29 protein-coding genes are annotated in these 26,990 nt (G+C 70.5%); 13 read left to right on the forward strand and 16 right to left on the reverse strand.

The genetic code is table 11. The features are described 5' to 3' along the window. Nucleotides 1-32 precede the first annotated feature (32 nt). The 11 genes from RAN62_RS12985 (at nucleotide 33) to RAN62_RS13035 (ending at nucleotide 8,491) form a co-directional block, all read left to right on the forward strand. A complete protein-coding gene (locus RAN62_RS12985) occupies nucleotides 33-2,375 on the forward strand; it encodes a chemotaxis protein CheW (RefSeq protein ID WP_305784844.1) in 2,343 nt (780 codons plus the stop codon). Between the two features lies 1 nt (nucleotide 2,376). Further along, nucleotides 2,377-2,814 (forward strand): chemotaxis protein CheW, encoded by a 438-nt coding sequence (locus tag RAN62_RS12990; RefSeq protein ID WP_305784845.1) that lies wholly within the window; start codon nucleotides 2,377-2,379, stop codon nucleotides 2,812-2,814. Beyond that, nucleotides 2,814-3,686 carry a hypothetical protein gene (locus RAN62_RS12995; protein WP_305784846.1) on the forward strand — a complete coding sequence of 291 codons (873 nt, stop codon included), beginning with the start codon at nucleotides 2,814-2,816 and terminating at the stop codon, nucleotides 3,684-3,686. Before RAN62_RS12990 ends, RAN62_RS12995 begins: the two co-directional genes overlap by 1 nt. Before the next feature lie 13 nt (nucleotides 3,687-3,699). Continuing rightward, nucleotides 3,700-4,827, forward strand: a complete 1,128-nt coding sequence (locus RAN62_RS13000) for a protein-glutamate methylesterase/protein-glutamine glutaminase (protein ID WP_305784847.1) — start codon at nucleotides 3,700-3,702, stop codon at nucleotides 4,825-4,827. Next, entirely contained in the window at nucleotides 4,824-5,669 is an 846-nt protein-coding gene (locus tag RAN62_RS13005; protein WP_305784848.1) for a CheR family methyltransferase, read from the forward strand. The genes RAN62_RS13000 and RAN62_RS13005 overlap by 4 nt, the downstream gene beginning before the upstream one ends. A gap of 15 nt (nucleotides 5,670-5,684) precedes the next feature. After that, on the forward strand, nucleotides 5,685-6,062 hold the full coding sequence (locus RAN62_RS13010; protein ID WP_305785278.1) for a response regulator: 378 nt from the start codon (nucleotides 5,685-5,687) through the stop codon (nucleotides 6,060-6,062). Continuing rightward, entirely contained in the window at nucleotides 6,059-6,538 is a 480-nt protein-coding gene (locus tag RAN62_RS13015) for a chemotaxis protein CheX (RefSeq protein ID WP_305784849.1), read from the forward strand. Before RAN62_RS13010 ends, RAN62_RS13015 begins: the two co-directional genes overlap by 4 nt. Continuing rightward, nucleotides 6,535-6,897: a response regulator gene (locus tag RAN62_RS13020; protein WP_305784850.1), complete on the forward strand. Its 363-nt coding sequence runs from the start codon at nucleotides 6,535-6,537 to the stop codon at nucleotides 6,895-6,897. The genes RAN62_RS13015 and RAN62_RS13020 overlap by 4 nt, the downstream gene beginning before the upstream one ends. Nucleotides 6,898-6,904: 7 nt before the next feature. After that, on the forward strand, nucleotides 6,905-7,390 hold the full coding sequence (locus RAN62_RS13025) for a hypothetical protein (RefSeq protein WP_305784851.1): 486 nt from the start codon (nucleotides 6,905-6,907) through the stop codon (nucleotides 7,388-7,390). A gap of 263 nt (nucleotides 7,391-7,653) precedes the next feature. Beyond that, nucleotides 7,654-7,851 (forward strand): hypothetical protein, encoded by a 198-nt coding sequence (locus RAN62_RS13030; protein ID WP_305784852.1) that lies wholly within the window; start codon nucleotides 7,654-7,656, stop codon nucleotides 7,849-7,851. 148 nt (nucleotides 7,852-7,999) lie between these two features. Further along, nucleotides 8,000-8,491, forward strand: coding sequence for a hypothetical protein (locus tag RAN62_RS13035; protein WP_305784853.1), 492 nt, complete (start codon nucleotides 8,000-8,002; stop codon nucleotides 8,489-8,491). A 4-nt stretch (nucleotides 8,492-8,495) separates the two neighbouring features. On the opposite strand, the gene RAN62_RS13040 is transcribed toward RAN62_RS13035, so the two are convergent. The 16 genes from RAN62_RS13040 to RAN62_RS13115 all read right to left on the reverse strand — a co-directional run bounded on the left by RAN62_RS13040 (nucleotide 8,496) and on the right by RAN62_RS13115 (nucleotide 23,197). Beyond that, nucleotides 8,496-9,530, reverse strand: a complete 1,035-nt coding sequence (locus RAN62_RS13040; protein WP_305784854.1) for a sulfotransferase family protein — start codon at nucleotides 9,528-9,530, stop codon at nucleotides 8,496-8,498. 92 nt (nucleotides 9,531-9,622) lie between these two features. Continuing rightward, nucleotides 9,623-10,708, reverse strand: a complete 1,086-nt coding sequence (locus tag RAN62_RS13045; RefSeq protein WP_305784855.1) for an EscU/YscU/HrcU family type III secretion system export apparatus switch protein — start codon at nucleotides 10,706-10,708, stop codon at nucleotides 9,623-9,625. A gap of 3 nt (nucleotides 10,709-10,711) precedes the next feature. Continuing rightward, a complete protein-coding gene (fliR, locus tag RAN62_RS13050) occupies nucleotides 10,712-11,476 on the reverse strand; it encodes a flagellar biosynthetic protein FliR (protein ID WP_305784856.1) in 765 nt (254 codons plus the stop codon). Beyond that, nucleotides 11,473-12,327 carry a flagellar type III secretion system pore protein FliP gene (gene fliP / locus RAN62_RS13055; protein WP_305784857.1) on the reverse strand — a complete coding sequence of 285 codons (855 nt, stop codon included), beginning with the start codon at nucleotides 12,325-12,327 and terminating at the stop codon, nucleotides 11,473-11,475. The genes fliR and fliP overlap by 4 nt, the downstream gene beginning before the upstream one ends. A 1-nt stretch (nucleotide 12,328) precedes the next feature. Continuing rightward, a complete protein-coding gene (gene fliO, locus RAN62_RS13060) occupies nucleotides 12,329-12,751 on the reverse strand; it encodes a flagellar biosynthetic protein FliO (RefSeq protein WP_305784858.1) in 423 nt (140 codons plus the stop codon). A 4-nt stretch (nucleotides 12,752-12,755) separates the two neighbouring features. Then, nucleotides 12,756-13,505, reverse strand: coding sequence for a flagellar motor switch protein FliN (fliN, locus tag RAN62_RS13065; protein ID WP_305784859.1), 750 nt, complete (start codon nucleotides 13,503-13,505; stop codon nucleotides 12,756-12,758). Further along, a complete protein-coding gene (locus RAN62_RS13070) occupies nucleotides 13,502-14,440 on the reverse strand; it encodes a flagellar motor switch protein FliM (RefSeq protein WP_305784860.1) in 939 nt (312 codons plus the stop codon). Before RAN62_RS13070 ends, fliN begins: the two co-directional genes overlap by 4 nt. A gap of 117 nt (nucleotides 14,441-14,557) precedes the next feature. Continuing rightward, nucleotides 14,558-15,016: a flagellar basal body-associated FliL family protein gene (locus RAN62_RS13075; RefSeq protein ID WP_305784861.1), complete on the reverse strand. Its 459-nt coding sequence runs from the start codon at nucleotides 15,014-15,016 to the stop codon at nucleotides 14,558-14,560. A 17-nt stretch (nucleotides 15,017-15,033) separates the two neighbouring features. Then, the gene (locus RAN62_RS13080) at nucleotides 15,034-16,047 is read right to left on the reverse strand and encodes a flagellar motor protein MotB (RefSeq protein ID WP_305784862.1); all 1,014 of its coding nucleotides are present in this window, start codon (nucleotides 16,045-16,047) and stop codon (nucleotides 15,034-15,036) included. Nucleotides 16,048-16,052: 5 nt separating this feature from the next. Further along, nucleotides 16,053-16,841 carry a flagellar motor protein gene (locus tag RAN62_RS13085; protein ID WP_305784863.1) on the reverse strand — a complete coding sequence of 263 codons (789 nt, stop codon included), beginning with the start codon at nucleotides 16,839-16,841 and terminating at the stop codon, nucleotides 16,053-16,055. Nucleotides 16,842-16,843: 2 nt separating this feature from the next. Further along, nucleotides 16,844-17,128, reverse strand: coding sequence for a flagellar FlbD family protein (locus RAN62_RS13090; RefSeq protein WP_305784864.1), 285 nt, complete (start codon nucleotides 17,126-17,128; stop codon nucleotides 16,844-16,846). Between the two features lie 192 nt (nucleotides 17,129-17,320). After that, the gene (locus RAN62_RS13095) at nucleotides 17,321-18,547 is read right to left on the reverse strand and encodes a flagellar hook protein FlgE (RefSeq protein WP_305784865.1); all 1,227 of its coding nucleotides are present in this window, start codon (nucleotides 18,545-18,547) and stop codon (nucleotides 17,321-17,323) included. A gap of 3 nt (nucleotides 18,548-18,550) precedes the next feature. Further along, a complete protein-coding gene (locus RAN62_RS13100) occupies nucleotides 18,551-19,210 on the reverse strand; it encodes a flagellar hook assembly protein FlgD (RefSeq protein WP_305784866.1) in 660 nt (219 codons plus the stop codon). A 187-nt stretch (nucleotides 19,211-19,397) separates the two neighbouring features. Next, on the reverse strand, nucleotides 19,398-20,735 hold the full coding sequence (locus tag RAN62_RS13105; protein WP_305784867.1) for a flagellar hook-length control protein FliK: 1,338 nt from the start codon (nucleotides 20,733-20,735) through the stop codon (nucleotides 19,398-19,400). A gap of 795 nt (nucleotides 20,736-21,530) precedes the next feature. Then, nucleotides 21,531-22,478, reverse strand: coding sequence for a transglycosylase SLT domain-containing protein (locus tag RAN62_RS13110; protein WP_305784868.1), 948 nt, complete (start codon nucleotides 22,476-22,478; stop codon nucleotides 21,531-21,533). 26 nt (nucleotides 22,479-22,504) lie between these two features. Further along, entirely contained in the window at nucleotides 22,505-23,197 is a 693-nt protein-coding gene (locus RAN62_RS13115) for a flagellar export protein FliJ (RefSeq protein ID WP_305784869.1), read from the reverse strand. A 166-nt stretch (nucleotides 23,198-23,363) separates the two neighbouring features. Between RAN62_RS13115 and RAN62_RS13120 the strand changes: the two genes are divergently transcribed. Together RAN62_RS13120 and RAN62_RS13125 are read left to right on the forward strand one after the other, a co-directional pair. Then, nucleotides 23,364-25,412, forward strand: coding sequence for a flagellar biosynthesis protein FlhA (locus tag RAN62_RS13120; RefSeq protein WP_305784870.1), 2,049 nt, complete (start codon nucleotides 23,364-23,366; stop codon nucleotides 25,410-25,412). Continuing rightward, complete coding sequence (locus tag RAN62_RS13125; protein WP_305784871.1) at nucleotides 25,402-26,988, forward strand: hypothetical protein; 1,587 nt, start codon at nucleotides 25,402-25,404, stop codon at nucleotides 26,986-26,988. Before RAN62_RS13120 ends, RAN62_RS13125 begins: the two co-directional genes overlap by 11 nt. Nucleotides 26,989-26,990 lie beyond the last annotated feature (2 nt).

Genomic DNA, 26,990 nt, shown 5'->3' on the forward strand with positions numbered 1-26,990 from the left:
GAGGGCTTTTGGGAAACGAGCAGGAGGTAGGCGTGGAAGACCTTGGCGAGATCGTCGGCGAATTCCTCATGGAGAGCCACGAGAACCTGGATCAGATCGACCGGGACCTCGTGGCGCTGGAGCAGGACCCGGGATCGCGTGACCTGATCTCCCGGATCTTCCGGGCGATCCACACCATCAAGGGCACCAGTGGCTTCCTCGCCTTCAGCCGGTTGGAGACTCTGGCGCACGCGGGTGAGTCGCTGCTGTCGCGGTTGCGTGACGGCGTCCAGCCGGTGACGCCGACGACGATCACGACGCTGCTGGCGACGATCGACGGCGTGCGCAACCTGCTCGAGGCGATCGAGCAGAACAACTCGGAGGAGGGCGTCGACGTCGACGCGATCATCGCGGCGGTGCACGCCCAGATGAACGCGCCGTCGGCCGATGCTCCGGCCGAACCCGCGGCGCCGGCACCCGAGGAGAAGCCCGAACCGGTGGCCGAGACGCCGGTCCGCCCGGCGCCCGAGCCGGTCGAGGAGCAGCGCCGCCCGCTGGGCGAGGTGCTGGTCGAGACCGGCGCCGCCGAGCCCGCCGACGTCAGCTCCGCGCTGCAGGCCCAGCTCGAGGGCGACGAGCGCAAGCTCGGCACGATCCTGCTCGAGGAGGGCAAGGCCCAGCCGGCCGCGGTCAGCGAGGCGCTGCAGGCCCAGTCGCCCAAGCGCAGCGTCGCCGACAGCGCGATCCGCGTCGACGTGGACCTGCTCGACGGGCTCATGAACCTCGTGGGTGAGCTGGTGCTCGCCCGCAACCAGCTGGTCCGCGGCGTGATGGAGACCGGCGACTCCGGTCTGGTCCGCAGCGCCCAGCGGCTCGGCATGATCACCTCGGAGCTCCAAGAGGGGATCATGAAGACGCGGATGCAGCCGATCGAGCACATCTGGTCGAAGCTGCCCCGGGTCATCCGGGACCTGAGCCAGTCGCTCGGCAAGAAGGTCGAGCTGGTCATGGAGGGCAAGGAGACCGAGCTCGACCGGTCCCTGCTCGAGGCGGTCAAGGACCCGCTGACCCACCTGGTACGCAACGCCGTCGACCACGGCATCGAGGAGGAGTCCCGGCGGACGGCCGCGGGCAAGAGCCCCGAGGGCACGCTGACGCTCCGCGCGTACCACGAGGGTGGCCATGTCGCGGTCGAGGTGGCCGACGACGGCGCCGGCATGGACGTCAACCGGATCGCGCAGAAGGCCGTGGAGAAGGGCCTGCTCCGGGCGGAGCAGGTGCCGAACATGGACAAGCGCGAGATCATGGCGATGGTCTTCCAGCCCGGCTTCTCCACCGCCGCCAAGGTGACCAACGTGTCCGGCCGCGGCGTCGGCATGGACGTCGTCAAGACCAACATCGAGCGGATCGGCGGCGCGGTCAGCGTCGACTCGACCCTGGGCGAGGGCACGGTCTGGCGCCTCAACATCCCGCTGACGCTGGCCATCGTGCAGGCGCTCACCGTGGACTGCGGCGACCAGCGCTACGTCATCCCGCAGGTGGCCGTGCTCGAGCTGGTCTACATCGACGGCAACAGCACGAAGATCGAGTACGCGTCCGGCGCGCCCGTCTACCGGCTGCGCGGCAAGCTGCTCCCGCTCGTCCGCCTCGACCGGGCCCTCGGCTTCGACGTCGGCGGCGACCAGGGCGTCTACATCATGGTGCTGCAGGCCGACGGCCGGCGCTTCGGGCTCGTCGTCGACCGCGTCCTCAACACCGAGGAGGTCGTGGTCAAGGCGCTCAACAGCCGCCTCAAGGACATCGGCCTCTACTCCGGCGCCACGATCCTCGGCGACGGCAAGGTGGGCCTGATCCTCGACGTGTCGCAGCTGGCCCGCCGCTCGCACCTGGCGGCCGAGGGCGACCGCGAGAACATCACCGGCACCTCCCGCGCGGGCGCCGGCACCGGCAACGGCGAGCGGCTGCTCATCACCGCGGTCGGCGAGCGCCGGGTCGCCATCCCGCTCGACACGGTCACCCGGCTCGAGGAGTTCCCGCGGAGCCGCATCGAACAGGCCGGCTCGCGCGAGGTCGTGCAGTACCGCGGCCAGATCCTGCCGCTCATGCGGCTGTCGCACGTGCTCGGCGCGTACAGCGAGGTGGAGGAGGGCGACACCGTCTCGGTGGTCGTCTACAGCGAGGGAGGCCGCAGCGTGGCGCTGGTGGTGGACCGGATCGTCGACATCGCCGAGAACGAGGCCACGGCCCGGCGCGACGTCGAGGAGGACGGCCTGGTCGGCACGGCGGTCATCCAGCAGCGGGTGACCGAGCTGCTGGACGTGCGCCGCGCGATCCTCGCCGCCGACCCGAACTTCTACTCCGAGATGTCCGGCAACGACATGATGGTGGGTGCCTGACATGGCCAGCCGCCAGTTCGCCACCTTCGAGGTGGCCGACCAGCTGTTCGGCGTCGAGGTCGACACCGTGCAGGAGGTCCTCTCCTACAACGAGTACACGCCGGTGCCCCTCGCGCCGCCGGCCGTCGGCGGGCTCTTCAACCTCCGCGGCCAGGTGATCGCGGCGGTGGACCTGCGGGTGCAGCTGGGCCTGGCCCGGCAGGCGCTGCAGGGCCCGGTCATGAACGTGATCCTGCGCGGCGACGGCGAGCCGGTCAGCCTGCTCGTCGACCGGATCGGCGAGGTCGTCGACCTGGACGACGACATGTTCGAGCCGCCGCCGGACACGCTCAGCGGCCCGACCCGCGAGCTGGTCGTGGGCACGTTCAAGCTGGACGGCCGGCTCATGCTCGCGCTGGACGCCAACCAGGCGGTCGACACGTTTCGAGCCACCACCTGATGTACAGCCTCGTCAGTGCCCCCGTGCTCGGCTTCGACCTGACCCGCCTCAAGGGCGGGTCGGCGACCGCCGAGGTGCTGCTGCGCGCCCTGCGCCTCAGCTCCGGGGACCTGCCGACGCTCGCCGAGCGGCTGCCGGACGAGGGGGTGCGCGGCCCGCTCTGGGTCGAGGTGGAGAGCGCGGCGCGCCGCCTGCCGTCGCTGAAGGCGATGAAGCCCGACGACCCGGCGAGCTCGCTGGCGCTGGTCGAGCGGGCCCCCATCGGCTCGGTGGACGCGCTGCTCACCTGTCTGCGCTACGACGTCATGGCGTGGACCTGGCAGGGCAGCGGCCGGGACGCCGCGCAGACGGAGACGGCCGCCTCGGCGACGGCTCTGCTCTGCGACGCCGCGGTGGCCAGCTATCTGCGGGAAGTGCTCGACGAGCAGACCCGCCGGATGCTCGGCGCGGGCTGGGTGTCGGCCCTGCGCAAGTTGCCGGCCGGCAAGCCCATCGACCTGGGACCGCACCACTACGCGGTGTCCGCGCTGCTGGACCGGTTGCGCTCGCTCTCGGCGAACGACCTGGCCCGGCTCACCTCGTCGGCGGCGGACGCCCGGCGCTCGGCCGGAGGGTGGTCGCCGGCGGTGCACTCGGCGTCGTGGGCGGCGTACCTGTCGGATCGGGTCCGGACGGCCGCGGCCGCGCAGATGCTGCTGGTCCAGGCGATCGACATCGCGTCGATCCCGCTCGCCGAGCGGGCGGGCGGCGTGTGGAACATGCTCAGCGGCGCCGTGCAGGCGCTGGTCGTACGGGATCTGCTGGACACCGCGACGGCGCACCGGCTGCTGTCGCCGGTGATCGCCGCCCTAGGCCCCGCGTGGCTCGGATGAACGGAGGACATCGATGATCCGAGTGCTCGTCGTCGACGACTCCGTCGTCGTGCGCCGGCTCATCGTCGACTCGCTCGGCGGCATGCCGGACATCGAGGTGGTCGGGACCGCCTCCAACGGGCTGCTGGCCCAGGCGAAGATCGACCAGCTCAAGCCCGACGTGATCACCATGGACATCGAGATGCCGCAGATGAACGGCATCGAGGCGGTCCGCGAGCTGCGCAAGCGGCACCGGATGATCCCGGTGATCATGTTCAGCACGCTGTCGGCCTCGGGCGCGTCGGCGACGCTGGAGGCCCTCTCCGCGGGGGCCACGGACTATGTGACCAAGCCGTCCAACGTGGGCTCGGTCAGCGAGTCGATCGCGGCGGTGCGGGAACAGCTGGTTCCCAAGATCCACGCGCTCGCCGGGGGGCGCCGGCCCAGTGCTGCCCCAGCCCGCCCGGGAACCGCGCCGCCGCCGGTCAAGCGGATCGGCCTGCCGGCCCGTCCACCGGCCGCTCCGCCGCCGGTACGCCGGGGCGGCCCGCAGAAGCGGGTGGACATCCTGGCCATCGGCTCGTCCACCGGCGGGCCGGACGCCCTGACCAAGGTCTTCCAGGGCCTGCCCGCCGACCTGCCCGTGCCGATCGTCGTGACCCAGCACATGCCGCCGGTCTTCACCCGGATGTTCGCGGAGCGTCTCGATCGCAGCACCCCGCTGCGCGTGGTCGAGGCCACCGACGGCATGGAGCTGACCGCGGGCACGGCCTACATCGCTCCCGGCGACAAGCACCTCGTGCTGCAACGCCGGGGCACCGCGACGCTGACCCAGCTCAGCGGCGCGCCGCCGGAGAACTCGTGCCGTCCGGCGGTGGACGTGATGTTCCGGTCGGTGTCGGCCCTCTACGGGGCCGCCGTACACGCGACGGTGCTGACCGGCATGGGATACGACGGACGGAGTGGTGCGAAAGTGCTGCGCGACGCAGGGGCCGAGATCTTGGCCCAGGACGAGGCGACCTCGGTGGTCTGGGGCATGCCCGGAGCCGTGGTGGGCGCGAACCTCGCCGACGAGGTGCTGCCGCTGGACCGCATCGCCGCGGCGCTGGTGCAGCGGGTGCAGGTCGGCCGGGCGCCACGAGCGACGGCGGTGACCCGATGACGCTCTCGCAGGCGGACTTCGAGTTCGTGTCCCAGCTGGTGAAGCGGGAGGCGGCCATCGTGCTCGCCCCCGGCAAGGAGTACCTGGTCGAGGCGCGGCTGATCCCGGTCGCCCGGCAGGTCGGCGCGGCCAGTGTCGCCGAGTTCATCGGCAACCTGCAGCGCAAGCCCAACTCGGCCGACCAGCGCCGGATCGTGGACGCGCTGACGACCAACGAGACGTCGTGGTTCCGCGACCGGGAGCCGTTCACCGCGCTCACCGACGTGGTGCTGCCCGAGCTGGTGAAGAGCCGGGGCAGCGCGCGGCAGCTCCGGCTCTGGTCGGCGGCGAGCTCGAGCGGGCAGGAGGCGTACAGCCTGGCCATCACGCTGCAGGAAGCCCTGCCGGCGGGGTGGAACTACGAGATCATGGGCAGCGACATCTCCACCGAGATGGTCAAGCGGGCCGAGGCCGCCGAGTACAGCCAGGTCGAGGTCAACCGCGGCCTGCCGGCGGCCCAGCTGGTGCAGTACTTCGAGCGGGTGGGCGCCCACTGGCGGATCGCGCCCCACCTGCGGCGCAACGTGACGTTCAAGCACATGAACCTGGTCGCGCCGCTGCCGCCGATGCAGCCCTTCGACGTGATCTTCCTGCGCAACGTCCTCATCTACTTCGACGTCGCGACGAAGAAGTCGGTGCTGCGCAACGTCGCCCGGCTGCTGCGGCCGGACGGCTGGCTCTTCCTCGGCGCGGCCGAGACCACGATCGGGATCGACGACAACTACGAGCGGGTGGCGGCCGGACGGACCTCCGCCTACCGGGTCCGAAGCGCGGTGCCAGCCGGTGCCGTCAGGAAGGGGTGAGCTGCGGTGCGCGCCATGGTGATCGACGATTCGCGGGCGATGCGGATGATTCTGAAGCGCATCGTCGCGAAGCTGAACTTCGAGGCGGTGGAGGCGGGCGACGGTCAGGAGGCCCTCGACCTGCTGTCCACCATGACCGAGGTGCCGGAACTGGCCCTCATCGACTGGAACATGCCCAACATGAACGGGCTCGAGTTCGTGACCAAGGTCCGCGCCGAACCGCGGCTGCGGGAGATGACGCTGGTCATGGTGACCACCGAGAGCGAACAGAGCCAGATCGTCCGGGCCCTCGCCGCGGGCGCCCACGAATACGTGATCAAGCCCTTCACCGAAGGGGCGATGATCGAGAAGCTGGCCCTGCTGGGCCTGGTACCGACCGGAGCGAACTCATGAGCGTCGAAACCGTGGTGACCGAGGACGACCTGGCCGAGATGGTGGAACAGGTCTGGGCCTCCTACCTGGACCCCGAGGGGGTCAGCCCGCTGATCCCGACCGCCGACGCCGACCAGCCGACCGAGGTGCACTCCACGGTGTCCATCACCGGCACCTGGCACGGCCACCTGGTCTACGCGTCGTCGATGCAGGCCGCGCGCAAGGCGGCCGGCGCGTTCCTCGCGATGGAGCTCGACGAGGTCGGCCAGGAGGACATCTCCGACGTGCTGGGCGAGCTGGCAAACATCGTCGGCGGCAACGTCAAGGCGATGCTGCCCGCGGGCTGCTTCCTCTCGCTCCCGACCGTCGTGCTGGCGCCGCAGACCGCTTCGTACTATCCGGCCGCCGAGCGGATCAGCGGCCTGTGGGGCGTCTGGGACGGCGAGCCCATTTCCATCTCCATGTGGCAGAGCACCAAGACGGGGGACAACGCATGAAGATCCTGATCGCGGACGACAGCCGGGTCATGCGCCAGATCGTGACCCGGACGCTGCGCCAGGCCGGCTTCGACAATCACGACCTCGTCGAGGCGGCCGACGGCGCGGAGGCGGCCGCCAAGGCGGCCTCCGAGAGCCCCGATCTGATCATCTCGGACTGGAACATGCCCGAGATGACCGGCATCGAGGTGCTCCGCAAGCTGCGGGCCGAGGGCAACAACGTGAAGTTCGGCTTCGTCACCTCGGAGTGCACCGACGAGATGAAGAACGCGGCGGAGAGCGCCGGCTCGGCCTTCTTCATCGTCAAGCCGTTCACAGCTGACCAATTCCAAGAGGCCTTCTCTCCTATTTTGGGATGATGTACCCATGTCTGACACCTCGGTACTCCCCGCCTCCCTCGCCGTCCGCAACCTCTTCGAAGACCTCCTCGGCCGCGACGTCAACGTCGCGCCGGGCGACCCCATGACCGGGGACGATCTCCCGCTCGGCACCATCGCCATCTACACGGATCCGACCCAGAAGATCTACGCGGTGATGGGCATGCAACTCTCGCTGGCGGCCAACGTGGGAGCGGCCCTGGGTCTCCTCCCCGCCGGCGCGGCCGAGGACGCGATCGACGAGAAGACGCTCTTCCCGAACCTCGCGGAGAACCTCGGCGAGGCCTTCAACATCCTCACCAGCCTCCTCAACCGCGAGGGGGCCCCGCACGTCAAGCTCTACCAGGTCATCTATCCGGGCGGCACCCTCCCGAACGACGCCCGCGCCCACTTTCTGGCGCTCGGCAAGCGGCTCGATCTCACGATCGAGGTCGCCCGGTACGGCAAGGGGAAGTTCTCGTTGTCGATGGCGTGATTTCGTGGTGAAGCCCCCGTCCTGGTTGTGCTTGGGACGGGGGCTTTCGCTTTTTGATGAGTACGGGCGGCGAGAAGGCTGGACTGGCGGCCGGCGAGCTGGGCGCGGGGGCGCGGCCGTTGCGCCCGCATCCGGGGTGACGTCGTGGGTCCAGGCCGACGCCCATGCTGGTGGGGCGCGCTTTGTGCCAACGTCAAGATGTCGTTTGCCAACTGTCCAGCGACAAGCCTAGTCTTACGTCATCCCTTCGAGGAAGGAATGACATGACACTCACCCCATCGCAACGCACGGAAGAGGCCGAGGTCGTCCGGCTCACCCGCGAGGAGTGGCAGGCGGACATCGACGCTCACCTCGCTCGGCTCGGCCTCACCCTCGAGGAGCTCAAGGAGCAGGCGCGCGAGGACGTCTTCGATTCTCATGATGCCAAGATCGTCTGGATGTACTTCCATGCCACTCAGTGACCTCGAGCGCGGCGCCCGGCGTTTCGCCGACGCCATCCAGCACCTTCTCAACACCACTGTCGCCAGTGGCGCGAGCATTCGGGCGACAACTCAGCCTGAAGCGGCCGCATGTGCTGTGGCTGTCGCGTCGCGTCGTGGCGAGAGGGAAGTGATCGAGCTGCCTACGGCTGATCCCCTGATCCCGTTGTATCTCAACGTCCACTACCTTCTCGGCCTGGACGACGAGGGCACGCATCTGGCGGTGCGCACCTCCACCTTCCGCGTTCAGAGCGCTCGCGACGCGCTCGACGGCTGGTTCCACTACGACTTCGAGCGGAACAAGGCCGGCTATCCCGAGGCTCATCTTCAAGTCCTCGCCCGGCACGACGAGGCTGAGCAGACCATGCGCGGGTTGAGTCGGCGGCGCAAGCGGAAGCAGTTCGGTGAGCTGCACTTTCCCGTCGGAGGCCGGCGTTTCCGCCCCGCTCTCGAGGACCTGATCCAGTTCCTCGTCGACGAGGAGCTCGTGGTGCCGAAGGACGGCTGGGAGAAGGAGCTGGAGCGCTCCCGGCGAGAGTTCCGGGAGATCCAGCTCCGGGCGGCCATCCGGCGCGATCCCGATGTGGCGAAACAGGCCCTGGAGGACCTGTTCCGCCGGTGAACGCTCAGGAGTGGGCGGCGGTTTCCGCTCCCTCGGCCGCGCGGGGGAGTGGCGCCGTCGGCAGGTGGGCCAGGTCCTCGGTGGGCCGGAGTCGCACGGCGGCGCGGCTGATCCGGCGGCGGGCCGGGATGAAGCGCTGCGGAGTGGCCGTCCAGCCGTAACGGACCAGGTCCGCGGGGCTCGGGCGGGCGTTGCGCGACAGCTCGTAACCGTTGGCGAGCAGGCGGCGGCCCAGGGCGGCCTCGCAGAGGGCGATCTCTTCCGTGGTGAGGCGGGTTTCCCAGCTGCGCACGCGCTCGGTGTTGACCGGGGCGTGGGTGCGCGCGTGCCAGGTCTTGAAGGACGGCACCGCGACCTCGGCGACGGCTGACGGCTCCGCCATGGCCGGGTCGTAGTCCTCGCCCAGATAGTCACACAGCGCGGTCAGCTGGGTGTGTGGGTCGGTGACCAGGTCCTCGTAGCGGAGCTCGAACCACTGTGAGTCGCCCAGGCGACGGGCGGCGCGGCGGGCGTCGTCGACGGCCCGGGCCCAGGCGGCGACCGTGGCGTAGATGTCCTTGCGGTGCCAGGACATCTCCTTGAGGGAAGCCACGCAGTCGCGGCCGTCGCGGACGATGTTGACGAACTGGGCATCCGGGAAGAGACGCAACAGCAGGTCGACGTTGTGCAGATAGGCCGGGCGTTTGTCGCCCCAGCGGGGCTTGCCGAAGCGGGCCGCGTACCCCTGGAAGACCGTGCCCAGCACGGAGCCGAGCGTGCCCTGCGCCGCGGCCATGCGCTCGACTGTCTCCTCGGGGTCGAGGCCGAGGTCGCAGAAGCGGGTCTCGCGGCGGTCCACGATGCGGCGGGCCAGCGCGCGGCGGTTGGCCTCGACGCGCAGGTCGCCGAAGTCGCGCCGCTCGCGATAGGCGGCCAGCACGAACCGGGTCTCCGGCGGGATCGCGATGCGCGGGTGCGCGTGCAACATCAACTGCAGCATCGTGGTGCCCGACCGTGGGCATCCGACGACAATGATCGGGCGTTCGGGGCAGTCACTCACCGGCGTTACCGTAATGCCCGATTGGCGAATTGTTAACGAAGTGTCAAGGCGTGTCGCAAATGTGTACAGCGCCACACTGCCGGCGTGGGGCGTCAGGCCGGCGTCGGGTTCGGGTTGCGGTGTGTGCCTGCTGCCGCGCCCTTCGCCTTCAAGCTCATGACGAACGCCAGCACCTTCGCCACCGCCCCGTAGAAGTCCGCCGGGATCTCCATGCCCACGTCCACGCTCTTCTCCAGCGCCCGGGCCAGCGCCACGTCCTGCACCAGCGGGATCCGGTTCTCCGACGCCACCTCGCGGATCTTCTGCGCGATCGCCCCCTGCCCCTTGGCCAGCACTCGTGGCGCGCCCTTCTCCGGGTCGTAGCGCAGCGCCACCGCGACATGCGTCGGGTTGATCAGGACGACGTCGGCGGTCGGGACGTCGGCCATCTGGCGGTTGCGGGCCATGGCCATCTGCTTGGCGCGGATGTGACCCTTGACGTGCGGGTCGCCCTCGGTGTTCTTGTTCTCCTGCTTGACTTCTTCCTTGGTCATGCGGAGTTGCTTGTTGGTGCGGCGGCGCACGACGAAGTAGTCGGCGGCGGCCATGACGATGCCGGCGACCGAGGCGGCGCGGATCAGGCCGATGGTGGCGTCGTTGACCACGCCGAGCAGGGAGCCGATCTGCAGCCGGCCGGCGGTCATGAGGACGGGGATGATGTCCTTCATGGTCATGTAGAGCACGATGGCCAGCACGGTGGTCTTGATGAGGGCCTTGGAGCCTTCCCACAGAGCCTGGGGGCCGACCATCTTCTTGATGCCGGGCAGCGGGTTGAGCCGGCTGAACTTCGGGATGAAGAGTTTGGTGGCGACCCGGATGCCGCCCTGGGCGCCGGCGGCGGCGATGCCGACCGCCATCATGGTCGCGGCCAGGGGCAGGACGGCCCAGGCGGCGCTCATGAGGCCGTCGCGGAGGATGGCCAGGGCCACGCCGGGCTGGGGGTCGGCGATGACTTCCGGGAGCTTGACCATGAGTTCGCGGGAGTGCTCCATCGTCGTCTTGAGGGTGCGGGGGAGCATGATGCTGGCCGCCAGCATGCCGAACCAGGCGCCGACGTCCTGGCTGCGGCCGATCTGGCCTTCCTGCTTGGCCTTCTTGAGTTTTTGCGGTGTCGGCTGTTCGGTCTTCTCCCCGGACACGGATCACCCCCCGCTGAGGCTGACGACCGCGCTGACCGCCCGGTCGACGATGGTGTCGAGCACCCGGGGCAGGATGGTGATGGCCGTGCCGGAGAGCACGAGCACCAGCATGATCTTGGCGGGGAAGCCGAGCTGGAAGGCGTTGAGGGCCGGGGCGACCCGGTTGAGCAGGCCGAAGGCCACGTCGGTGAGGAAGAGGACGGCGATCAGCGGCCCGGCGATCTGCAGCGCCGACACGAACATCTCGCCCACCCCGCGTACGAGCAGATTGCTGAAGGTCTCGAGCGAGAAGCCGGCGTCGAGCGGCAGCGTCTTGTAGGACTGCGCGAAGCCGCGCAGGATCAGCTGGTGCCCGTCCGTGGCGAAGAGCAGCGTCGCGGCGACGAGGTTGTAGAAGCGGCCGAGGACCGAGCTCTGGTTCTGCGACAGCGGGTCATAGGCGGAGGCGAGCGTGAAGCCGCCGAAGACGTCGAGCAGATCACCCGCGGCCTGCACCGCCGCGAAGAACAGATAGGTGATGAAGCCCAGCGCCGCACCCACGAAGATCTGCAGCGCGGTCGCGGCGATGATGGCCGAGGTCTGCAGCGACGGTACGGCCGGCGTCAGCCACGGGATCATCGGAAACGCGATGCCGATCGACAGCAGCACCTTGACCTGCGCCGGGATGAGGCGCGAGTTGAAGGGCGGGCACAGCATCAGCCACGCCCCGGCCCGGGCCGACCCCAGGAAGAGGGCGATCAGCTGGGTCGTGGGCAGGTCAAAGTTCACCGGTACGAGCCCACCAGCGCCGTGATGATCAGCCCCCATCCGTTGACCAGCACGAAGAGCAGCAGCTTGAAGGGCATGGCGACGGTGACAGGCGGCAGCATCATCATGCCCAGGGCCATCAGCGACGCGGAGACGACCATGTCGATGATCAGGAACGGGATGAAGACGACGAAGCCGATGATGAACGCGGCGCGCAGCTCGGAGAGGACGAAGGACGGGACGAGCGTGGTGAGCTCGACTTCTTCCTTGGTCGCCGGCTGTTCCTGACCCGAGACCTTGATCATCAGGGCCAGTTCCTCTTCGCGGGTGCTCTTGAGCATGAACTCGCGCAGCGGCTGGACACCGTCCCGGAACGCCTGTGACTGGGTCTTGTCGCCGGCCAGATAGGGCTGCACGCCCTGCTCGTTCACCTGGCTCAGCACCGGGCTCATGATGAAGAGGCTGATGAAGAGGGCCAGCCCCGCGAGCACCTGGTTGGGCGGCATGCTGGTGAGGCCGAGCGCGTTGCGGGTGATGCCCAGCACCATGAAGACCTTGGTGAAACACGTGCACAGCAACAGTACGGCCGGAGCGACCGACAGCAGCGTGAGCCCGAGCACGATCACCAGTGAGGTGGCGGGCTTGCTGCCGTCCGGGTTGGTCCCGTTGATGTTGAAGTTGATGCTGCCGCCGCTCGGAGCCACGGTCGGCGCGACGGGTGCGGTCGGCCCGACCGGCGCCCGGGGCAGTTCATACCGCACCGGTACGCCCACCGGGGCCGGAGTGGGAGCGGGAGCCGCCTGAGCTGCCACGGCGGGCAGCAGCAACCCGCCGAGCGCCAGCAGCAGGATCAGGAGCGCGCGCCGCCACATGTCAGTGCCTCGATGTCCGGTCGCGGAGGAAGTCCAGGGTCGAGTGCCAGGTCCGGGGCGACAGCACCGAGCCGTCCAGCTTGCCGCCGTGGTGGGGCAGCACCGTCGCGTGGACGGGGTGCTCCGGGTCGGCCGGGTCCACCTCGAGGTGGTCCCGGTGCTCGTGCTCGTGGACGAAGGCGGCCAGGTCGGTCTCGCCCAGCAGGCTCACGTGCGCGTCCGTCACGCCGAGGACCAGGGCGCGGTCGGCCACCTGGACCACGGCGACGGAGGAGCCCCGGCTCAGCGTGGTGCGGCCGAGGATCGACAGCGTGCCCGTCCCGCGCCGGCCGACGCCCCCGCGGCGCAGGACCCGGGCGATTCCCCACATGAGGCCGAGGACGACCAGGAGCGAGAAGCCGATGCGCAGGACGAGTTCGAACAACGTCTCACTCCCGTTCGGTGCCGGGGGCGACGATCTCCGTGATCCGGATGCCGAAGTTCTCGTCGACCACGACGACCTCGCCGCGGGCGATGAGGCGGCCGTTGACCAGCAGGTCGGCGGGGCTGCCGGCGGCCCGGTCGAGCTCGACGATGGCGCCGGGGGTCAGGCTCAGGAGCTCTCGTACGCTCATCCGGGTCCGCCCCAGCTCGGCCGACACCTCCATCTCGACGTCGTGCAGCATGTCGAGGCCGCCGCGCATGGGCGCCGCTCCGGCGGGTCCCCGGGGCGCGACGCCGCCGCCCGCGTCGGCCGGCCACGGGGTGAGCGCCATGGCGAGCACGGCGTTGACCTGCCCGGCGTCCAGCAGCGGCACGGCCACGGCGTCGCCCTTGGCGGCGATGGAGCTGAGCGCCACGCCGGGCTCCATGAGCTGGCCAGGGTCGAGGACGACCGGTCCGAAGGCCCGGGCCGCGGCTTCCAGCGCCGGGCGTACGGCCGCCGTCAGGTCGAGCTCGCCGAGCGGGCTCTCCTTCAGCGCGTCGGCGAGGTCCTGGCCCACGACCACGACGACCTCGCCGGTGGCGGCGCCGCTGAACCGGGCGGTGATCGCCTGGCCGGTGGTGAGCAGGTCGGGCGTCGCCGCCACGGGGTTGCCGGCGGTCAGCTCGCGGCTGGTCGGCAGCACCCCGAGGGCCGCCACCGCGGCGGTCCGGACCAGCGCGAGCTGGGGCTCGGTGATCGTAGGCGCGGTCATCTACGTTCTTCCTCCTTGGGCGACGGCACGACGAGACACGCCAGCCGGGCGCCCTGATTGCCGGGCACCGCATGGGCAAAAACGGTCTCGTTGACTGTCACCTCGAGCGGCACGCTGGTCGGGTGCCCGAGCGGCACGACGTCGCCGGGGCGTAGATCCACGATGTCATCGGTACGCATCCGGATGGGCTGGAATCGGACAGCTACGTCGATCGGCGCCGCGGAAAGACCGGCCGTCAGGTTGCGCAGCGAGGTGTCCCGGACCATCCGTTCCTGCGGGGTGAGCTCGATCTGCTCCTGCTTCTCCAGCACGGGCAGCACGGTGTTGAACGGGACGCACAGCGTGGCCGCGCACTCCTCCGAGCCGATCTTCATCTCGAACGTCGCCACGACCACCGCGTCACCGGGCTGATGGGCGCGCAGGAACTGAGCGTTGTACTCGATGTCCTTGAGCTTCGGGTGGATGTCGACCAGCGTCTCGAAGCCGTACCGGAGCTCGCCCAGCATGCGCTCGAGCAGGCCGCGCAGCAGCGGCATCTCCACCTCGGTCAGCGGGCGCTCCGGCTGCGGCCCGCCGGGGCCACCGAGCATGTGGTCGATAGCGGTCATCACGGCGGAGGAGGCCATCTCCATGAGGACCGTGCCGGGCAGCGGGTCGATGGACACCACGGCGATCACGGTCGGGTTGGAGAGCGAGGCGACGTACTCGTCGTAGTTCAGCTGCTCGATCGAGACCAGGGACACGCTGCTCACCACGCGCAGCCGGGTGGTGAAGAGCGTGCCGCAGCTGCGGGCGTACGTCTCGAAGGCGATCTGCAGCGTCCGGACGTGCTCGCGGGACAGCTTGATCGGCTTGCGGAAGTCGTAGGAGGTGGGTCCCGCGCCGGCGCCGCGCCGGGACATCTTGCCGGGGGAACGGGTCGGGGAACTGGTCACATCAACCCCATCGGCACCCTGCCCGCAACCGCTGAGGCGGAAGCGAGGAATGGGCGGGCCCGCGTTTTCGCGGACCCGCCCTCATCACTCGTGATTCACACCCAGCCCAGGTGTTCCCTACTGCGTGACGAACTGCGTGAAGTAGATGTCCATGACGGCCTGCTTGTCCTCCTCGACGTAGGCCTTCTCGATCTTCGCCAGCAGGTCCTCCTTGGCCTTGAGCCGGCCCTTCTCGGTGGACAGCTCGGCGACGGTCATGCCGGTGTACTGGTCGATCGCCAGGTCGGCGGCCTCGCTGAGGTCGACGGCCTCGGCCACGTCGGCGGTCTGCTGCAGGGCGAAGCCGAGCTTCAGGTAGTGCCCGTCGGCCAGGTTGATCGTGATGGCGTTCTCCAGGGCGGTGACGACGCCCTTCTCCGGCTCCGGCTTCTCGGCCTCGGCCGAGTCGCCCTTGAAGAACACGAAGTACGCGCCCGCGCCACCGCCGCCGAGCAACACGACGGCCGCGATGATGATGATCAGCATCTTGGGGGACTTCTTCTTGGGCGCCTCGGCGTCCTTCTTGTCATCAGCCATCGGTAGCTCCTCTCGTGTCAGTCGTGGGTGGTGGTGGACTCGGTGGTCGTTTCGGTCGTTCCGGCCGAAGCCTTAGCCGCGGCGGCCGCCTCGGCGCTGGTCTGGCCGGTGTGCAGCTCGCTGTCGTCGCCGGCCGCCGTGGGCAGCAGGGACGCCTGGTCGGCGGTCAGCGTGGTCAGCACGATCACGTCGACGCGGCGGTTCATGGTCACCGAGCGCGGGTCGCTCGCCGGGATGAGCGGCTTGGTGTCGGAGAAGCCGACCGCGCTCATCTTCTTCTTGGGCAGGCCGTCGGCGATCAGGTACCGCACCGTGGCCGAGGCCCGCGCCGCCGACAGCTCCCAGCCGCTCGGATAGAACGTCGTGGTCGCCTTCAGCTGGTTGGTGTGCCCGTCCACCTCGATGTTGTTGGGCAGCTTGGCCAGCGCCGGGGCGATGGCGTCCAGGATCTTCTTGCCGCCGGGCTGCAGGTCGGCCCGGTTGCCGGCGAAGACCACCTCGTTGGTGACCACGGTGACCACCAGGCCGCGCTGGTCGATCGTGAACTTGACCTGGTTGAGCAGCTTGGCCTTCTTGAGCGCGTCGGCGATCTTGTTCTCGAGCTTCTTGAGGCTCTCGGCCTCCTTGACGGCGGCCTGGGCGTTCTTGGAGGACTCGGCGCGCTCGGCGGCCTTGACCGCCTTCTCGACGGCCTCCTTCTGCTCCTTGGTCATGCCGGCCGTGCCGCCGTCGCCGCCGCCCGGGTTGACGCCCGGGTCGATCGGGACGACCGTGCTGGCCTGGCCGGCGCCGTCGAGGTTCGAGACGTTGCCGGAGAAGGCCGCGCTGGCGGCGCCGAAGCCCTCGGAGAGACCGGCCGCCAGCTCGGCGAACTTCTTCTGGTCGACGCTGCTCATCGAGAACAGCACCACGAACAGGACGAAGAGCAGGGTGAGCATGTCGGCGTAGGACACGAGCCAGCGCTCGTGGTTGACGTGCTCCTCGTGCTCCTCGTGACCGCCCTTCTTCTTGGGCTTGCCGCCAGAGCTCATCTAGATCAGGCCGCCTTCTTGTTGGCCCCGGCCTCGGCCGCCTTGGCGGCGTCCGGCGGGAGCAGGCTACGGAGCTTCTGGGCGACGAGACGCGGGTTCGAGCCGGCCTGGATGGCCAGGACGCCGTCGATGACCAGCTCCATCTCGTCGACCTCGATGCCGGACAGGCGGTCCAGACGGGCCGCGGCGGGCAGGAAGATCAGGTTGGCCGAGAGCACGCCCCAGAGGGTGGCGACGAACGCCGCGGCGATCGAGTGGCCGAGCGTCTCCGGCTTGTCGAGGTTCTCGAGCACGTGCACGAGGCCCATGACCGTACCGATGATGCCAACCGTGGGGGCGTACCCGCCCATGTTCTCGAAGATCTTCTTGCCGGCCTTGTCGGCCTTCTTCTTGGCGGCGATCTCGGCGTGGAGGATGTCGTGCAGCTCCTCCGGGTCGGTGCCGTCGATCGCGAGCTGCAGGCCGCGCTTGAGGAAGGGGTGCTCGACCGTCTTGACCGCGTCCTCGAGGGCCAGCAGGCCCTCGCGGCGGGCGCGCTCGGCCAGCTTGACCACGTCGTCGACCAGCTTGGTGGGCGGGGCGACCTTGGCCAGGAAGACCTTCTGGAACAGCTTGCCGACGCTGAGCGCGTCCTTGAGGATCGCGCCGGCCATGGCGGCACAGAAGGCGCCGCCGAAGACGAGCAGCATCGAGGGGATCAGGATGATGGAGCCGGCGTGACCACCCTCGAGCGCCTGGACGACGAAGACGATGATCAGGGCAACGACTACGCCGATGATGGAGGCGAGATCCATGGTCAGCGGTCCTTCCGGTGCAGCGGGAGCACGTTGCCGGCGGGGCGGCTGAGCTCGTCGTCGGTCAGGTCGGCGGCGGGCGGAGCGGCCTCGAGGTTGCTGGCCTGGGCGATCAGGGAAGCGCGGTAGTGGCGCACCGAGTCGATGAACTCGGGCACGGACTCGGCGATGACGTACTTGGTGCCGTCCACCAGCGTGATGACCGTGTCGGGCGTGCAGTCGGCGCGCTCGACGAGGTCCGGGTTGAGCGCGAACACGCTGCCGTTCAAGCGGGTTACGAGGATCACGAGTAGTCCGTCCTTGGTTTGGCTGGGCTGGTGGGCCATCCGTGGCCCGTCAGTAGGCTGTTCGGCCCGAGGCCGGTTGCCGATGAGCGCGGGACGGTCGCTGTTCGGGTGCGAGCGCCCGGAAAAGCTCGGAAAACACGGAGGCCGGGGCGGGCGCACAGCCCGTCCCGGCCTCCGCCGGTGCTGGTGGTCCTACCGCTTGAGGTTGACGAGTTCCTGGAGGATCTCGTCGGAGGTCGTGATGATGCGGCTGTTGGCCTGGAAGCCCCGCTGGGCGATGACCAGGTTGGTGAACTCCTGTGCGAGGTCGACGTTCGACATCTCCAGCGCGCCGCTGGTGATCAGGCCGAGACCCGCCGAGCCGGCCGCGCCGACCTGGGCGAGACCCGAGTTGACCGTGCTGCGGAACATCGAGTCGCCGATCTTCTCGAGACCGTTGACGTTGTTGAAGTTCGCCAGGGCCAGCTGGCCGAGGGACTGCTTGAGGCCGTTGGAGAAGACGCCGACGATCTGACCGGTGTTCGACACCGTGTACGAGCTCAGGATGCCCGCCGCCGACCCGTCCGAGGCGCTGACCCGGGCCTCCGTGTTGCCGGAGTAGTGCGTGATGTCGGTGATGTCGACCGCGTACGTCTTGCCGCTGTCGGTCAGGTTGATGCTGGTCACCTGGTTGCCGGAGGCGTCGACCGGCTTGCCGTTGACGAACGTGAGCTCCTCGGAGCCGCCGCCCGGCGTCGTCACGGTCCACTTGTCCGCGGCGGTCTTGGTCATCGTCACGTTGAGCGTGCTCGAGGCGCCGTTCTCGTCGACGACCGGGATCGGGATCACCTTGGAGCTGCCCGGGGTGGGCGTGGCCCCGGCCGCCGCGGTGTTGACCGGCGCCTCGAAGGACAGGTTGCCGGTCAGCGTGAACTTCGTGGTCTCCTCGGGCGCCAGGCTGATGCCGATGGGCAGCTTGATGTCGCCCGGGGCGCCCGCGGTGTTGACGTTGCCGTCGCCGTCGGCCGACCAGCCCTGCACGATCTGGCCGTTCGGGGTGGTCAGCGAGCCGTTGGCGTCGAAGGTGAACGAGCCGGCCCGGGTGTAGACCGACTCCCCGCCGCTCTTCACGACGAAGAAGCCGTCACCCTGGATCATCATGTCGCCGGACTTGCCCGTGGTCTGCGCGGCGCCCTGGCTGAAGTTGGCGTTGATGCTCGCCGTACGCACACCGAGGCCGACCTGCGCCGGGTTGGTGCCGCCGGAGCCGTTCTGCGGGGCGCCCGCGGCGTTGACCATCTGCGACAGGGTGTCCTGGAAGACGGCCTGGCTCGACTTGTAACCGGTGGTGTTCACGTTGGCGATGTTGTTGCCCGTGACATCCATCATCTGCTGGTGCGCGCGGAGACCGCTGATGCCGGAGAAGAGGGAACGCAGCATAGGTCAGATTTCCTTCGGAGTAGCGGGATCATCGGAGGCGGTGTTCTCGGTCTCCCCAGCGGTGTCCCCGGCGGCTTCCGGCGCCTTGCCCGGTGCGGCCGCAGCCGGTGCAGCCGCAGCCGGTGCGGCGGCGGGCGCGGCAGGAGCTGCCGCTGCCGGGGTGGCCGGTGCGGCAGGAGTTGCCGCGGCCGGGGTGGCGGTGGCCGCGGACTGCGCGGTCCCTGCCTGCTGGACTTCCGTGACCTTGGACAGCTGCACATCCATGTTCCCGACCACGAGGGTCGGTTCGCTGTCTCCGTTGAGCTTCGTGCGGGTGACGACGCCGGTCTGCGAGTTGCCCTCGGCGTCCTGGTAGGTGACCGTCCGGCCGACCAGCGCGCTCGCGCCGATCAGCTGCTGGGCCTGCATCATCTCGGCGATCTGGCCGAGCTTCTCGACCTGCGTGAACTGGGCCGTCTGGGCCAGGAACTGGGTCGAGTCGGCCGGGTTGGACGGATCCTGGTACTTCAGCTGGGCCACCAGCAGCTTGAGAAAGGTGTCCTGGTCCGCGACGGACTTGCTCGCGCCGGCGTTCGTGGTGGTCCCGTTGGTGTACGTCGACGTCGCCTTGGCGGCCTTGTTGTCGTACGTGTTGCTCACGAACCCGTTGATCGGAGAAGTCATCGGCCGGTCTCCCTCGCGGTTGGTGGCCCTCGACCATCAGGTTCGGCCGGACCGCCGATTCGCTTAGCGCCAGATCTTTCGAGCCCGATTTTGCTCAGTCCCGCTCACCGTTGCCCCGCCCGCTCCACTCGCGCGAGGGACTCCGCCCGCTCTGCTCGGGCGGCAGCGCCGCCGCCGGGCGCGGGCGTCAGGCCTGGGTGTCCAGGCGGCCGTCCTCGACGACGCGGGCGGGCTCCGGCGGCGCGGTCTCGGCCGGCGCGGTGGTCCCGGCCGCAGACCCTCCTCCGGTACGCCCCCCGCCTCCCTGCCCCTGGTTCATGAACGCGAACTGCTGCCGCGCCTGGTCGCCCCCGCCCTGCCGCAGGTCGAGGTTCGCGTTCGTGAAGCCGGAGTCCTGCAGGTCCCGGCGCAGCTCGTCGAGGGCGTCCCGCAGCGAGTCGTGGCCCGCCTCGGTCGAGCTGGACAACTGGAGGTTGATCTCGCCGTTGCGGATCTCGGCGACGACCTGCACCGGCCCGAGGTCGACCGGGTGCAGGTTGACGGTGAGCCGGTGCACCCCGTCGGCGTCCAGCCGTAGTGGCGTGATCCGGGTGGCGAGCTGGTGGGCGACCGGCCCGGGCAGCGGCGGCGCGGGCGGCGGGGCGATGTCGGACACTGGTGCGGCGGGCGCGGCCGGGCCCACGGGGGCAGCCGCTTGGACGCCCAGGGGCAGCCCGCCGCCCGGAGCAGTGGTGGGCGCCGGGCCGGCCGGGGGCGCGGGGAAGGCACCGGACTGGCCGCCGGAGTTCTGGCCGTTGCCGGCCGTACCGTCGCCTCCGGCCTGACCCTCGCCCGCCGGCGGCTGGTCGCCGACCCCAGGAGTCGCGTCGGTGTTGCTCAGCGGCTCGGCGGTGATGTCGGCAGCGGGCGCGGCCGACGCGGCGGTGGCAGTGGCCTCGGCCGTCTGAGCAGCAAAGGTGCCGGCGGCGGTGGCCGCTGGCTCGGCAGTGGGAGGTGTGAGACCAGCGCCCGCTGCGGAAGCAGCCGCGTCGGCCCCGGCCGGACCAGCAGCCGCGCCACCAGTCGGAAGCCCGCCGGCCGGAAGCCCGCCGGTCGGAAGCCCGCCGGTCGCGAGCCCGCCGGTCGCGAGCCCGCCAGTCGCGAGCCCGCCAGTTGCAAGCCCGCCAGTCGTCGGAGCACCAGCAGCGGGAGCACCAGTCGTGGGAGTGCCGGCCGGGGCAGCAGCCGTCGGCCCACCGGCAAGGGCAGCCTCGGCGGTAGCAGCGAGATCAGCGGATGCGGTGGACGCGGTAGCCGCGGCCACGGCGGGACCGAACGGTACGCCCGGCGCGGACGTCCCGTGCCCCACCCCGTCGGCGACAGCCCGGGCAACCTCCGGGCCGACGGCCGTGGCCTGTCCGTTCGCGCTGCTCAACGCGGCCGTCTGAGCGGCGACATCGGCCTGCACGGCGGCGCCTTGAGCGGCATTGCTCGGCGCCAGAGCAATTGCCGGGGCGGGCGCGGCGGCGGCGAGTCCGGCCGCCATGGTCTCGGCGCGGGTCCAGGCGGCGGCCTGTGCGGCACCGGCATCCAGAATCGGCGCCTGAGTCTGAGCGGCAGCGGCCGCCGTCGGATTTTGCAGAGTCGCAGAGCCAGGGATCGCAGGGCCAGGTGGTGCGGTCGCCTCTGTGTCCGCTGATGTCGCCGTGGCCTCCGACAGCGTCGGTGCGTTGATCGGCAGAAGGTGCAGCGGCGGCGGCTGAGGCGCGACCACCTCACGCTCGGAGTCCGAACGCTCAACCGGCGAAGACGAAGACGAAGACGCAGATGAGGACGAGGGCGACGAGGAAGACGAGCGCGCAGGGGATGAGGACGAGGGCCGGCGCGACCCGTCGAGGTGCGCGGGACGCTGGTCGTGCGGTTCTTTACGAGAGGCAGCGGCGGCCTCCTGCCGCACCCGGTCCTGCGTAGCCTGCTGCTGAGCGGCCCGCAGCTGCAGCCGGTTGTTCGTCAGCCGTTGAAAAGCCCGCTGCCGGGCCGCGTCCTGCAGCGAATGAGCCGAGCCGCGGCCCGCATCGAGTGAGCCCCGGTCCGCATCGTGCGAGCCGCGACCGGCATCGTGCGAAGAGCGGGCGACATCCGGCGGCGGCGCGGGCCGGTCGTCGCGGTCGAGTTCGGCCGACAGTGCCGAGCCGAAGGCCGCGGCGCCGTCCTGCCCGCGCGCGGGTGCCCGGAAGGACGGGTCGGCGACCGGCCTGCGGTCGGGCCCGGTGACGGATGTGGTCATGGGTACCTCTCGGGCGACGGCAGCGACAGAGCGCTCGCGGCCGGCTCGACGGGGTCAGCCGCCGAGCGCTTTGAGTGCCTTCTGCACCTTGGGGACGTAGGCCTGGGTCTCGGAGAACGGCGGGATGCCGCCGTACTTGTGCACGTTGCCGCCGCCGGCGTTGTAGGCGGCCAGGGCCAGGGGGAGCGACTTGAACTCCTTGAGGTGGCTCGAGAGCAGCTTCGCCGCGCCGTTGATGGCCTGCTGCGGGTCGAAGGAGTTGTCCACGCCGAGGCCCCGGGCGGTCGCGGGCATGAGCTGCATCAGCCCCTGCGCGCCCGCCTTGCTGACGGCTTGCGGGTTGTAACCGGACTCGACCTTCGCCACGGCGGCGAGGAGCTTCGGGGAGACGCCGTACTTGGCGCCGGCCTTGACGAACATGTCGCCGTACGGGACCCCGGCCAGCGAGCCGGAGTTCTGCAAGCTGGCGGGCCGGATCGCCGCGGCCGCCGCCGTGGCCCCCGCCGCCTCCGCCGGAGCGGTGCCGACCACGCGGCGGATGTGCGTCGGGGTCTCGTACACCGATTGGATCTTGACGTGGTCGCCCGGCTTCGGCGCGGCGATCATCTTGTTGTTGCCCAGATAGATGGCGACGTGGTCGACCGGCGTGTCGAAGGCCAGGATGTCGCCGGGTCGCGCGTTGGCCAGCCCGTTCACCTTGGTGCCCACCTTGGCCTGCTCGCCCGAGGTGCGGGGCAGGTCCACTCCAAGGTCCTTGTATGCCCGCTGGACGAGCGCCGAGCAGTCGAGCCCCTTGGCCGGGTCGGTGCTGCCGAAGACGTACTTCGTGCCGAGGTACTTCTTCGCGGCGTCGACGACGGACTGCCCGGTCACGCCGGGAGTGGCCGCACCCCCGGTCGCCCCGGCGAGCGCGGCGGCGAACTTGGCGCCGGAAGCCTGCGTCGTGGCGGCGGTGCTGACCTGCGTGCCGGCCAGGCCGAGCTGCGAGCGCAGCTCCGACATCCGGCTCAGTACACCGTCAACGCCCCTCATGCCCGGCTCCCGTCGTCGTCGGTCCCCTCGCTCTCGTCTTCGGCGGAGTCCTCCGACCGCTTAGCGTCAAGCGACAGCCGCGCCCGAGCCTCGTCGATCGCCACTCGCGCGTCGGCCAGGTCGATCATCGGCCGCTGCGCCGCGACCGAGTTGGCGGTGTCCCGGGCGATCTCCTCCCGCTCGGCGGCGCTCAACCGGTCCGCGACCGAGCCTCCGCCCGTCCGCAGCGGATTGGCCCGCTCCTCCGACGTGGCATCGACCCCCCGCGCCGCGTTGCGCGCCTTCGTCGTGATCGCGATCTCGTCGATGTTGTTCTGCTCGACGACCGCGTCGTGCTTCTTGACCGTCTCGGCGTGCCGCTCGGAGAGCATCTCCACGGCCCGGCGGCGCTTGGCGGCGTCGGCGAGCTCGGCGACCTTCTCCCGCGTACGCTCCTCGGCCTCGTCCACCAGCTTGTGCGCCCCGGAGAGCGTGGCGGCCAGCGACTGCCGGGCCACCATCGACGCCACCATGGCCCGGGCGGTGCCCTCGCTCGGGGCGTCCGCCCCGGCCAGGTCCAGCGCACGCCGCTTGACGAGCTGCTGCGCCTCGCGGATCTCCTGACGGGACTGGATGAGCGCGCCGCGGGCGGCGTCCTCCTGAGCCTTGCGGGCCCGGAGCACGGGTCCGAGCCGGAAAAGCCTGTTCACGCGTAACCCCCTGACAAACGCCCTACGAGTTCCCGGTCGGCCCGCACCCGCGACGCCCTGAGTCTTGCACCCGAGATGCACCCATAGCCGGTCAGAAGCCGGAGATCCGGAATTCCCCTCACGTCGGGGCAGATGCTGCGGGAGTATCGGATGGGAAAGGGGGGCCGTGAAAAACCGCAACCTCAGCAGATTCGCCGTGCCCGTCGGGGTCATCGGCATCATCGTCATGATGGTCGTGCCGTTGCCGACCTTCCTGCTCGACCTGCTGATCGCGCTCAACATCACGATCGCCCTCCTGGTCCTGCTGACCGCGATGTTCGTGGAGCGGCCCCTGGACTTCGCCGTCTTCCCGGCCCTGCTGCTGGTCCTGACTCTTTTCCGGCTCGCCCTCAACATCAGCGCGACGCGGCTGGTGCTGCGCGACGGCGACGCCGGCAAGGTGATCCACGCGTTCGGTGACTTCGTGGTCGGCGGCTCGCTGGTCATCGGCCTGGTGATCTTCCTGATCCTGGTCATCGTGCAGATGGTCGTCGTGACCAAGGGTGCCGAGCGCGTGGCCGAGGTGGGCGCGCGCTTCACCCTCGACGCGATGCCCGGCAAGCAGATGGCCATCGACGCCGACCTCAACGCCGGTCTCATCGACGAGGCCGAGGCCAAGAAGCGCCGGGCCGACGTGGCCGCCGAGGCCGACTTCTACGGCGCCATGGACGGCGGGTCCAAGTTCGTCAAGGGCGACGCCATCGCGGCCATCATCATCACGGTCATCAACCTGGTGGGCGGCTTCGCGGTCGGCATCCTGCAGCAAGGCATGGCGCCGGCCGAGGCGATGAACCTCTACAGTCTGCTGACCATCGGCGACGGCCTGGTGTCGCAGATCCCGGCGCTGCTGCTGTCGGTGGCGACCGGTCTGATCACGACCCGCTCGGCCACCTCCGGCGACATGGGTACGAGCGTCACCGCCCAGCTCGGGCAGAACAAGCTCGCCCTGCGCATCGCCGGCGGCGCGGCCCTCGGGCTCTGCGTCATCCCCGGACTGCCCAAGGTGCCGTTCCTGATCATCGGCGCGACCGTGCTGCTGATCGCGCAGAAGATCAAGGACCCCCTGCCCGAGGAGGCGGCCGGGGCGGCGGGCGTGCCCGAGCCGGAGCGGCCGGCGCCCGACTCGCCGGAGCAGCTGCTGGGCGAGATGCGGGTCGACCCGCTGGAGCTCGCGCTGTCGCCGGACTTGGTGGACCTCGTCGACACCAACGGCGGCGACCTGCTCGACCGCGTACGCGCCCTGCGCCGCAAGATGGCCCTGGAGCTGGGCATCATCATGCCGCCCGTCCGCACCCGCGACGACCTGGACCTGCCCCTGTCCTCGTACGCGATCCGCATCTCCGGCGTCGATGCCGGCAGCGGTCAGGCGCCGCCCGGCACGGTGCTGGCGATCGGCGACAGCCTCCAGGCGTTGCCGGGGCGGGCCGGCGTCGAGCCGGTGTTCGGCCTGGCCGGCAAGTGGGTGCCGGCCGAGCTGCACTACCAGGCGGAGCTGAGCGGGGCCACGGTCGTCGACCGGGCCTCGGTGATCATCACGCACCTGGCCGAGATCGTCCGGCAGAACGCCAGCCGCCTCCTCGGCCGCGAGGACGTCCGGAACCTGACCGAGATGGTCAAGCGCACCCACCCGGTCGTGGTGGAGGAGCTGACCCCGAGCCTGCTCAGCCTGGGTCAGGTGCAGAAGGTCCTGCAGGCGCTGCTCGACGAGGGCGTCCCGATCCGCGACCTGGTCCGCATCTTCGAGTCGCTGTCGCTGCGCGCGAAGGTGTCGGTCGACCACGACGGCCTGGTCGAGGCGGCTCGCTCGGCGCTGGGCCCGGCCATCGCCGCCCAGTACGCGGCCCAGGGCCGGCTGACCGTGATCACCCTCGACCCGATGCTGGAGCAGGGGCTGCTCGAGTCGCTGCGCCCCAGCGAGACCGGTGCCTTCATGGCGATCGACGGGATGCGGGCCGAGGCGATCGTGAGCGAAGCCGGCCGGCTCGTCGAGGCCGCCGAGCAGTCCGGCATCACCCCGGTGCTGGCCTGCTCCCCGCAGCTGCGGCTGCCACTGATGCGTCTCCTGCGCGCCGGCTCCCGCCGGGTGCAGGTGCTGTCCTACTCGGAGATCTCCGGGTCCACCGCACAGATAGAAACCATGGGGGTGGTGAACGGTGCCTACGCGGGTGCTGCTTGAGGGGCCGGCCATCGAGCCGTTGCTGGCGCAGGTGCGCGACGAGTACGGCTCCTCGGTGCGGATCATCTCGGCGGACAAGGTCCGGACCGGGGGCTTCGGCGGGTTCTTCGCGAAGCAACACTACGAGCTGTCGGTCGAGGTGCCGGACGCCGACGAGCGTCCCGCCCCGGCCGCTCGCCCGGCCGCGGGCCCGGGGCTGGGCGCGCGCCCCGCACCCAAGCCGCCCGCCGCCGACGACGGGCCGCAGACGCTGGAGCAGTTGCTGGCGCGCGCGGAGTCCCGCGACCACATCGCCCCCGACGACGCCGCCGACCGGGCCACGGGCCGGGGCGCCGGACTCGACGACACCGCGGCGGCGGTCACCGGACGGCCGGCGGGCCTCGGCGGTCCCGGCCCCGGCGCCGGCCCCGAGCGCGGGCTGGCCGATCCTCAGTCGGCCTTCGCCGAGCTCATGGCCAACCTGGACCGGGCCGAGGCGAACATCGGGCCGGCGTTGCGGGCGCAGGCTCCGCCCGAGGACGACGAGCCGAAGGTGCGGCCGTTCCGGCCCGCGCAGGCGACCGGCGCCCCCGTCAACGGGGGGAGCAACGGGAAGGCCAAGCCGCTGCCGCCCGTACCGTCGCTGGCGGAGCTGATGGGGGGTCTGGGCGTGGACGAGTCCGCCGCCCCGCCGCCCCCGGCCGCGGCCCGGGCGGCGCAGAACCCGGCCCCGCCGCGGTCGCCCGCCGCGGCGTACGGGCTGGCGCCGACCTCGCCCGCGCCCGCGGCCAGCCTGGTCGAGCAGCTCGGCGGTCTGGGTCTGGACCGGCCTGCCCCGCCCACGCCGGCCGGTCCGCTCGTGACCACGCCGATGCCGCACCCGCCGATGCCCGGGATGCCGCACCAGTGGGACCAGGTCCAGCAGAACCTCCTGCGAGTCGGCATGCCGGAGGAGCTCGCCGCGCAGATCACCGGCGGTGACACGTACGCCGGCGTGCTGAGCGTGCTCGCCGCCAAGCCCTCCGCTCCCGCCGTGCCGGACGCACCCGGCGAGATCCTGGTCCTCGCCGGGGATCTCGACCACGCGTTGCCGATCGGCCGCAAGCTCTGTGAGCAGGCCGGCATGGACCAGTCGCACCTGCTGCTCGGCGGCCCGAGCGCGGCCGGCACCGGTCTGCACTCGTCGCGGATCCTGGGCGACCCGGAGGCGGCGAAGGCGAAGGCCGAGAAGCTGCAGAACGCCGACCACGCCTGGATCGTGCTCGTGGACGCCACGGTGGGCCGCACCGACCCGATCAAGATCGAGGACATGTGCGCGGCGCTCGGCGCGACCGCGCTGTGGGCGGTGGTGGACGCCACCCGCAAGACCGCGGACACCGCCCGTCACCTGCGGACGCTCGGCGACGTCGAGGCCCTGGTCGTGCACAACGTGGACATCACGTCGGACCCGGCGACCGTGCTCGGCCTCGACTATCCGATCGTCTCGCTGGACGGCAAGCCGGCCAGCCCGCACTCCTGGGCCGCCATGCTCTGCGCCCGGATCGCGGCCGACGTCGCCCCGATGCCCGCCCTGCCCCGCCGGCCGCGCCGGGGGTGACC

Source organism: Symbioplanes lichenis (genome assembly GCF_030709675.1).
Classification (GTDB): Bacteria; Actinomycetota; Actinomycetes; order Mycobacteriales; family Micromonosporaceae; genus Actinoplanes; species Actinoplanes lichenis.

Excerpts from the sequence above, each read along its gene's own strand:
- RAN62_RS13030 (WP_305784852.1), top strand. The coding sequence starts at position 7,654 with ATGACACTCACCCCATCGCAACGCACGGAAGAGGCCGAGGTCGTCCGG.
- RAN62_RS13005 (WP_305784848.1), top strand. The coding sequence starts at position 4,824 with ATGACGCTCTCGCAGGCGGACTTCGAGTTCGTGTCCCAGCTGGTGAAG.
- RAN62_RS13010 (WP_305785278.1), top strand. The coding sequence starts at position 5,685 with ATGGTGATCGACGATTCGCGGGCGATGCGGATGATTCTGAAGCGCATC.
- RAN62_RS13000 (WP_305784847.1), top strand. The coding sequence starts at position 3,700 with ATGATCCGAGTGCTCGTCGTCGACGACTCCGTCGTCGTGCGCCGGCTC.
- RAN62_RS13075 (WP_305784861.1), bottom strand. The coding sequence starts at position 15,016 with ATGGCTGATGACAAGAAGGACGCCGAGGCGCCCAAGAAGAAGTCCCCC.
- fliN (WP_305784859.1), bottom strand. The coding sequence starts at position 13,505 with ATGACCGCGCCTACGATCACCGAGCCCCAGCTCGCGCTGGTCCGGACC.
- RAN62_RS13020 (WP_305784850.1), top strand. The coding sequence starts at position 6,535 with ATGAAGATCCTGATCGCGGACGACAGCCGGGTCATGCGCCAGATCGTG.
- RAN62_RS12995 (WP_305784846.1), top strand. The coding sequence starts at position 2,814 with ATGTACAGCCTCGTCAGTGCCCCCGTGCTCGGCTTCGACCTGACCCGC.
- RAN62_RS12990 (WP_305784845.1), top strand. The coding sequence starts at position 2,377 with ATGGCCAGCCGCCAGTTCGCCACCTTCGAGGTGGCCGACCAGCTGTTC.
- RAN62_RS13105 (WP_305784867.1), bottom strand. The coding sequence starts at position 20,735 with ATGGCGGCCGGACTCGCCGCCGCCGCGCCCGCCCCGGCAATTGCTCTG.
- RAN62_RS13015 (WP_305784849.1), top strand. The coding sequence starts at position 6,059 with ATGAGCGTCGAAACCGTGGTGACCGAGGACGACCTGGCCGAGATGGTG.
- fliP (WP_305784857.1), bottom strand. The coding sequence starts at position 12,327 with ATGTGGCGGCGCGCGCTCCTGATCCTGCTGCTGGCGCTCGGCGGGTTG.
- RAN62_RS13110 (WP_305784868.1), bottom strand. The coding sequence starts at position 22,478 with ATGTCGGAGCTGCGCTCGCAGCTCGGCCTGGCCGGCACGCAGGTCAGC.
- RAN62_RS13085 (WP_305784863.1), bottom strand. The coding sequence starts at position 16,841 with ATGGATCTCGCCTCCATCATCGGCGTAGTCGTTGCCCTGATCATCGTC.
- RAN62_RS13025 (WP_305784851.1), top strand. The coding sequence starts at position 6,905 with ATGTCTGACACCTCGGTACTCCCCGCCTCCCTCGCCGTCCGCAACCTC.
- RAN62_RS13080 (WP_305784862.1), bottom strand. The coding sequence starts at position 16,047 with ATGAGCTCTGGCGGCAAGCCCAAGAAGAAGGGCGGTCACGAGGAGCAC.
- RAN62_RS13095 (WP_305784865.1), bottom strand. The coding sequence starts at position 18,547 with ATGCTGCGTTCCCTCTTCTCCGGCATCAGCGGTCTCCGCGCGCACCAG.
- RAN62_RS13100 (WP_305784866.1), bottom strand. The coding sequence starts at position 19,210 with ATGACTTCTCCGATCAACGGGTTCGTGAGCAACACGTACGACAACAAG.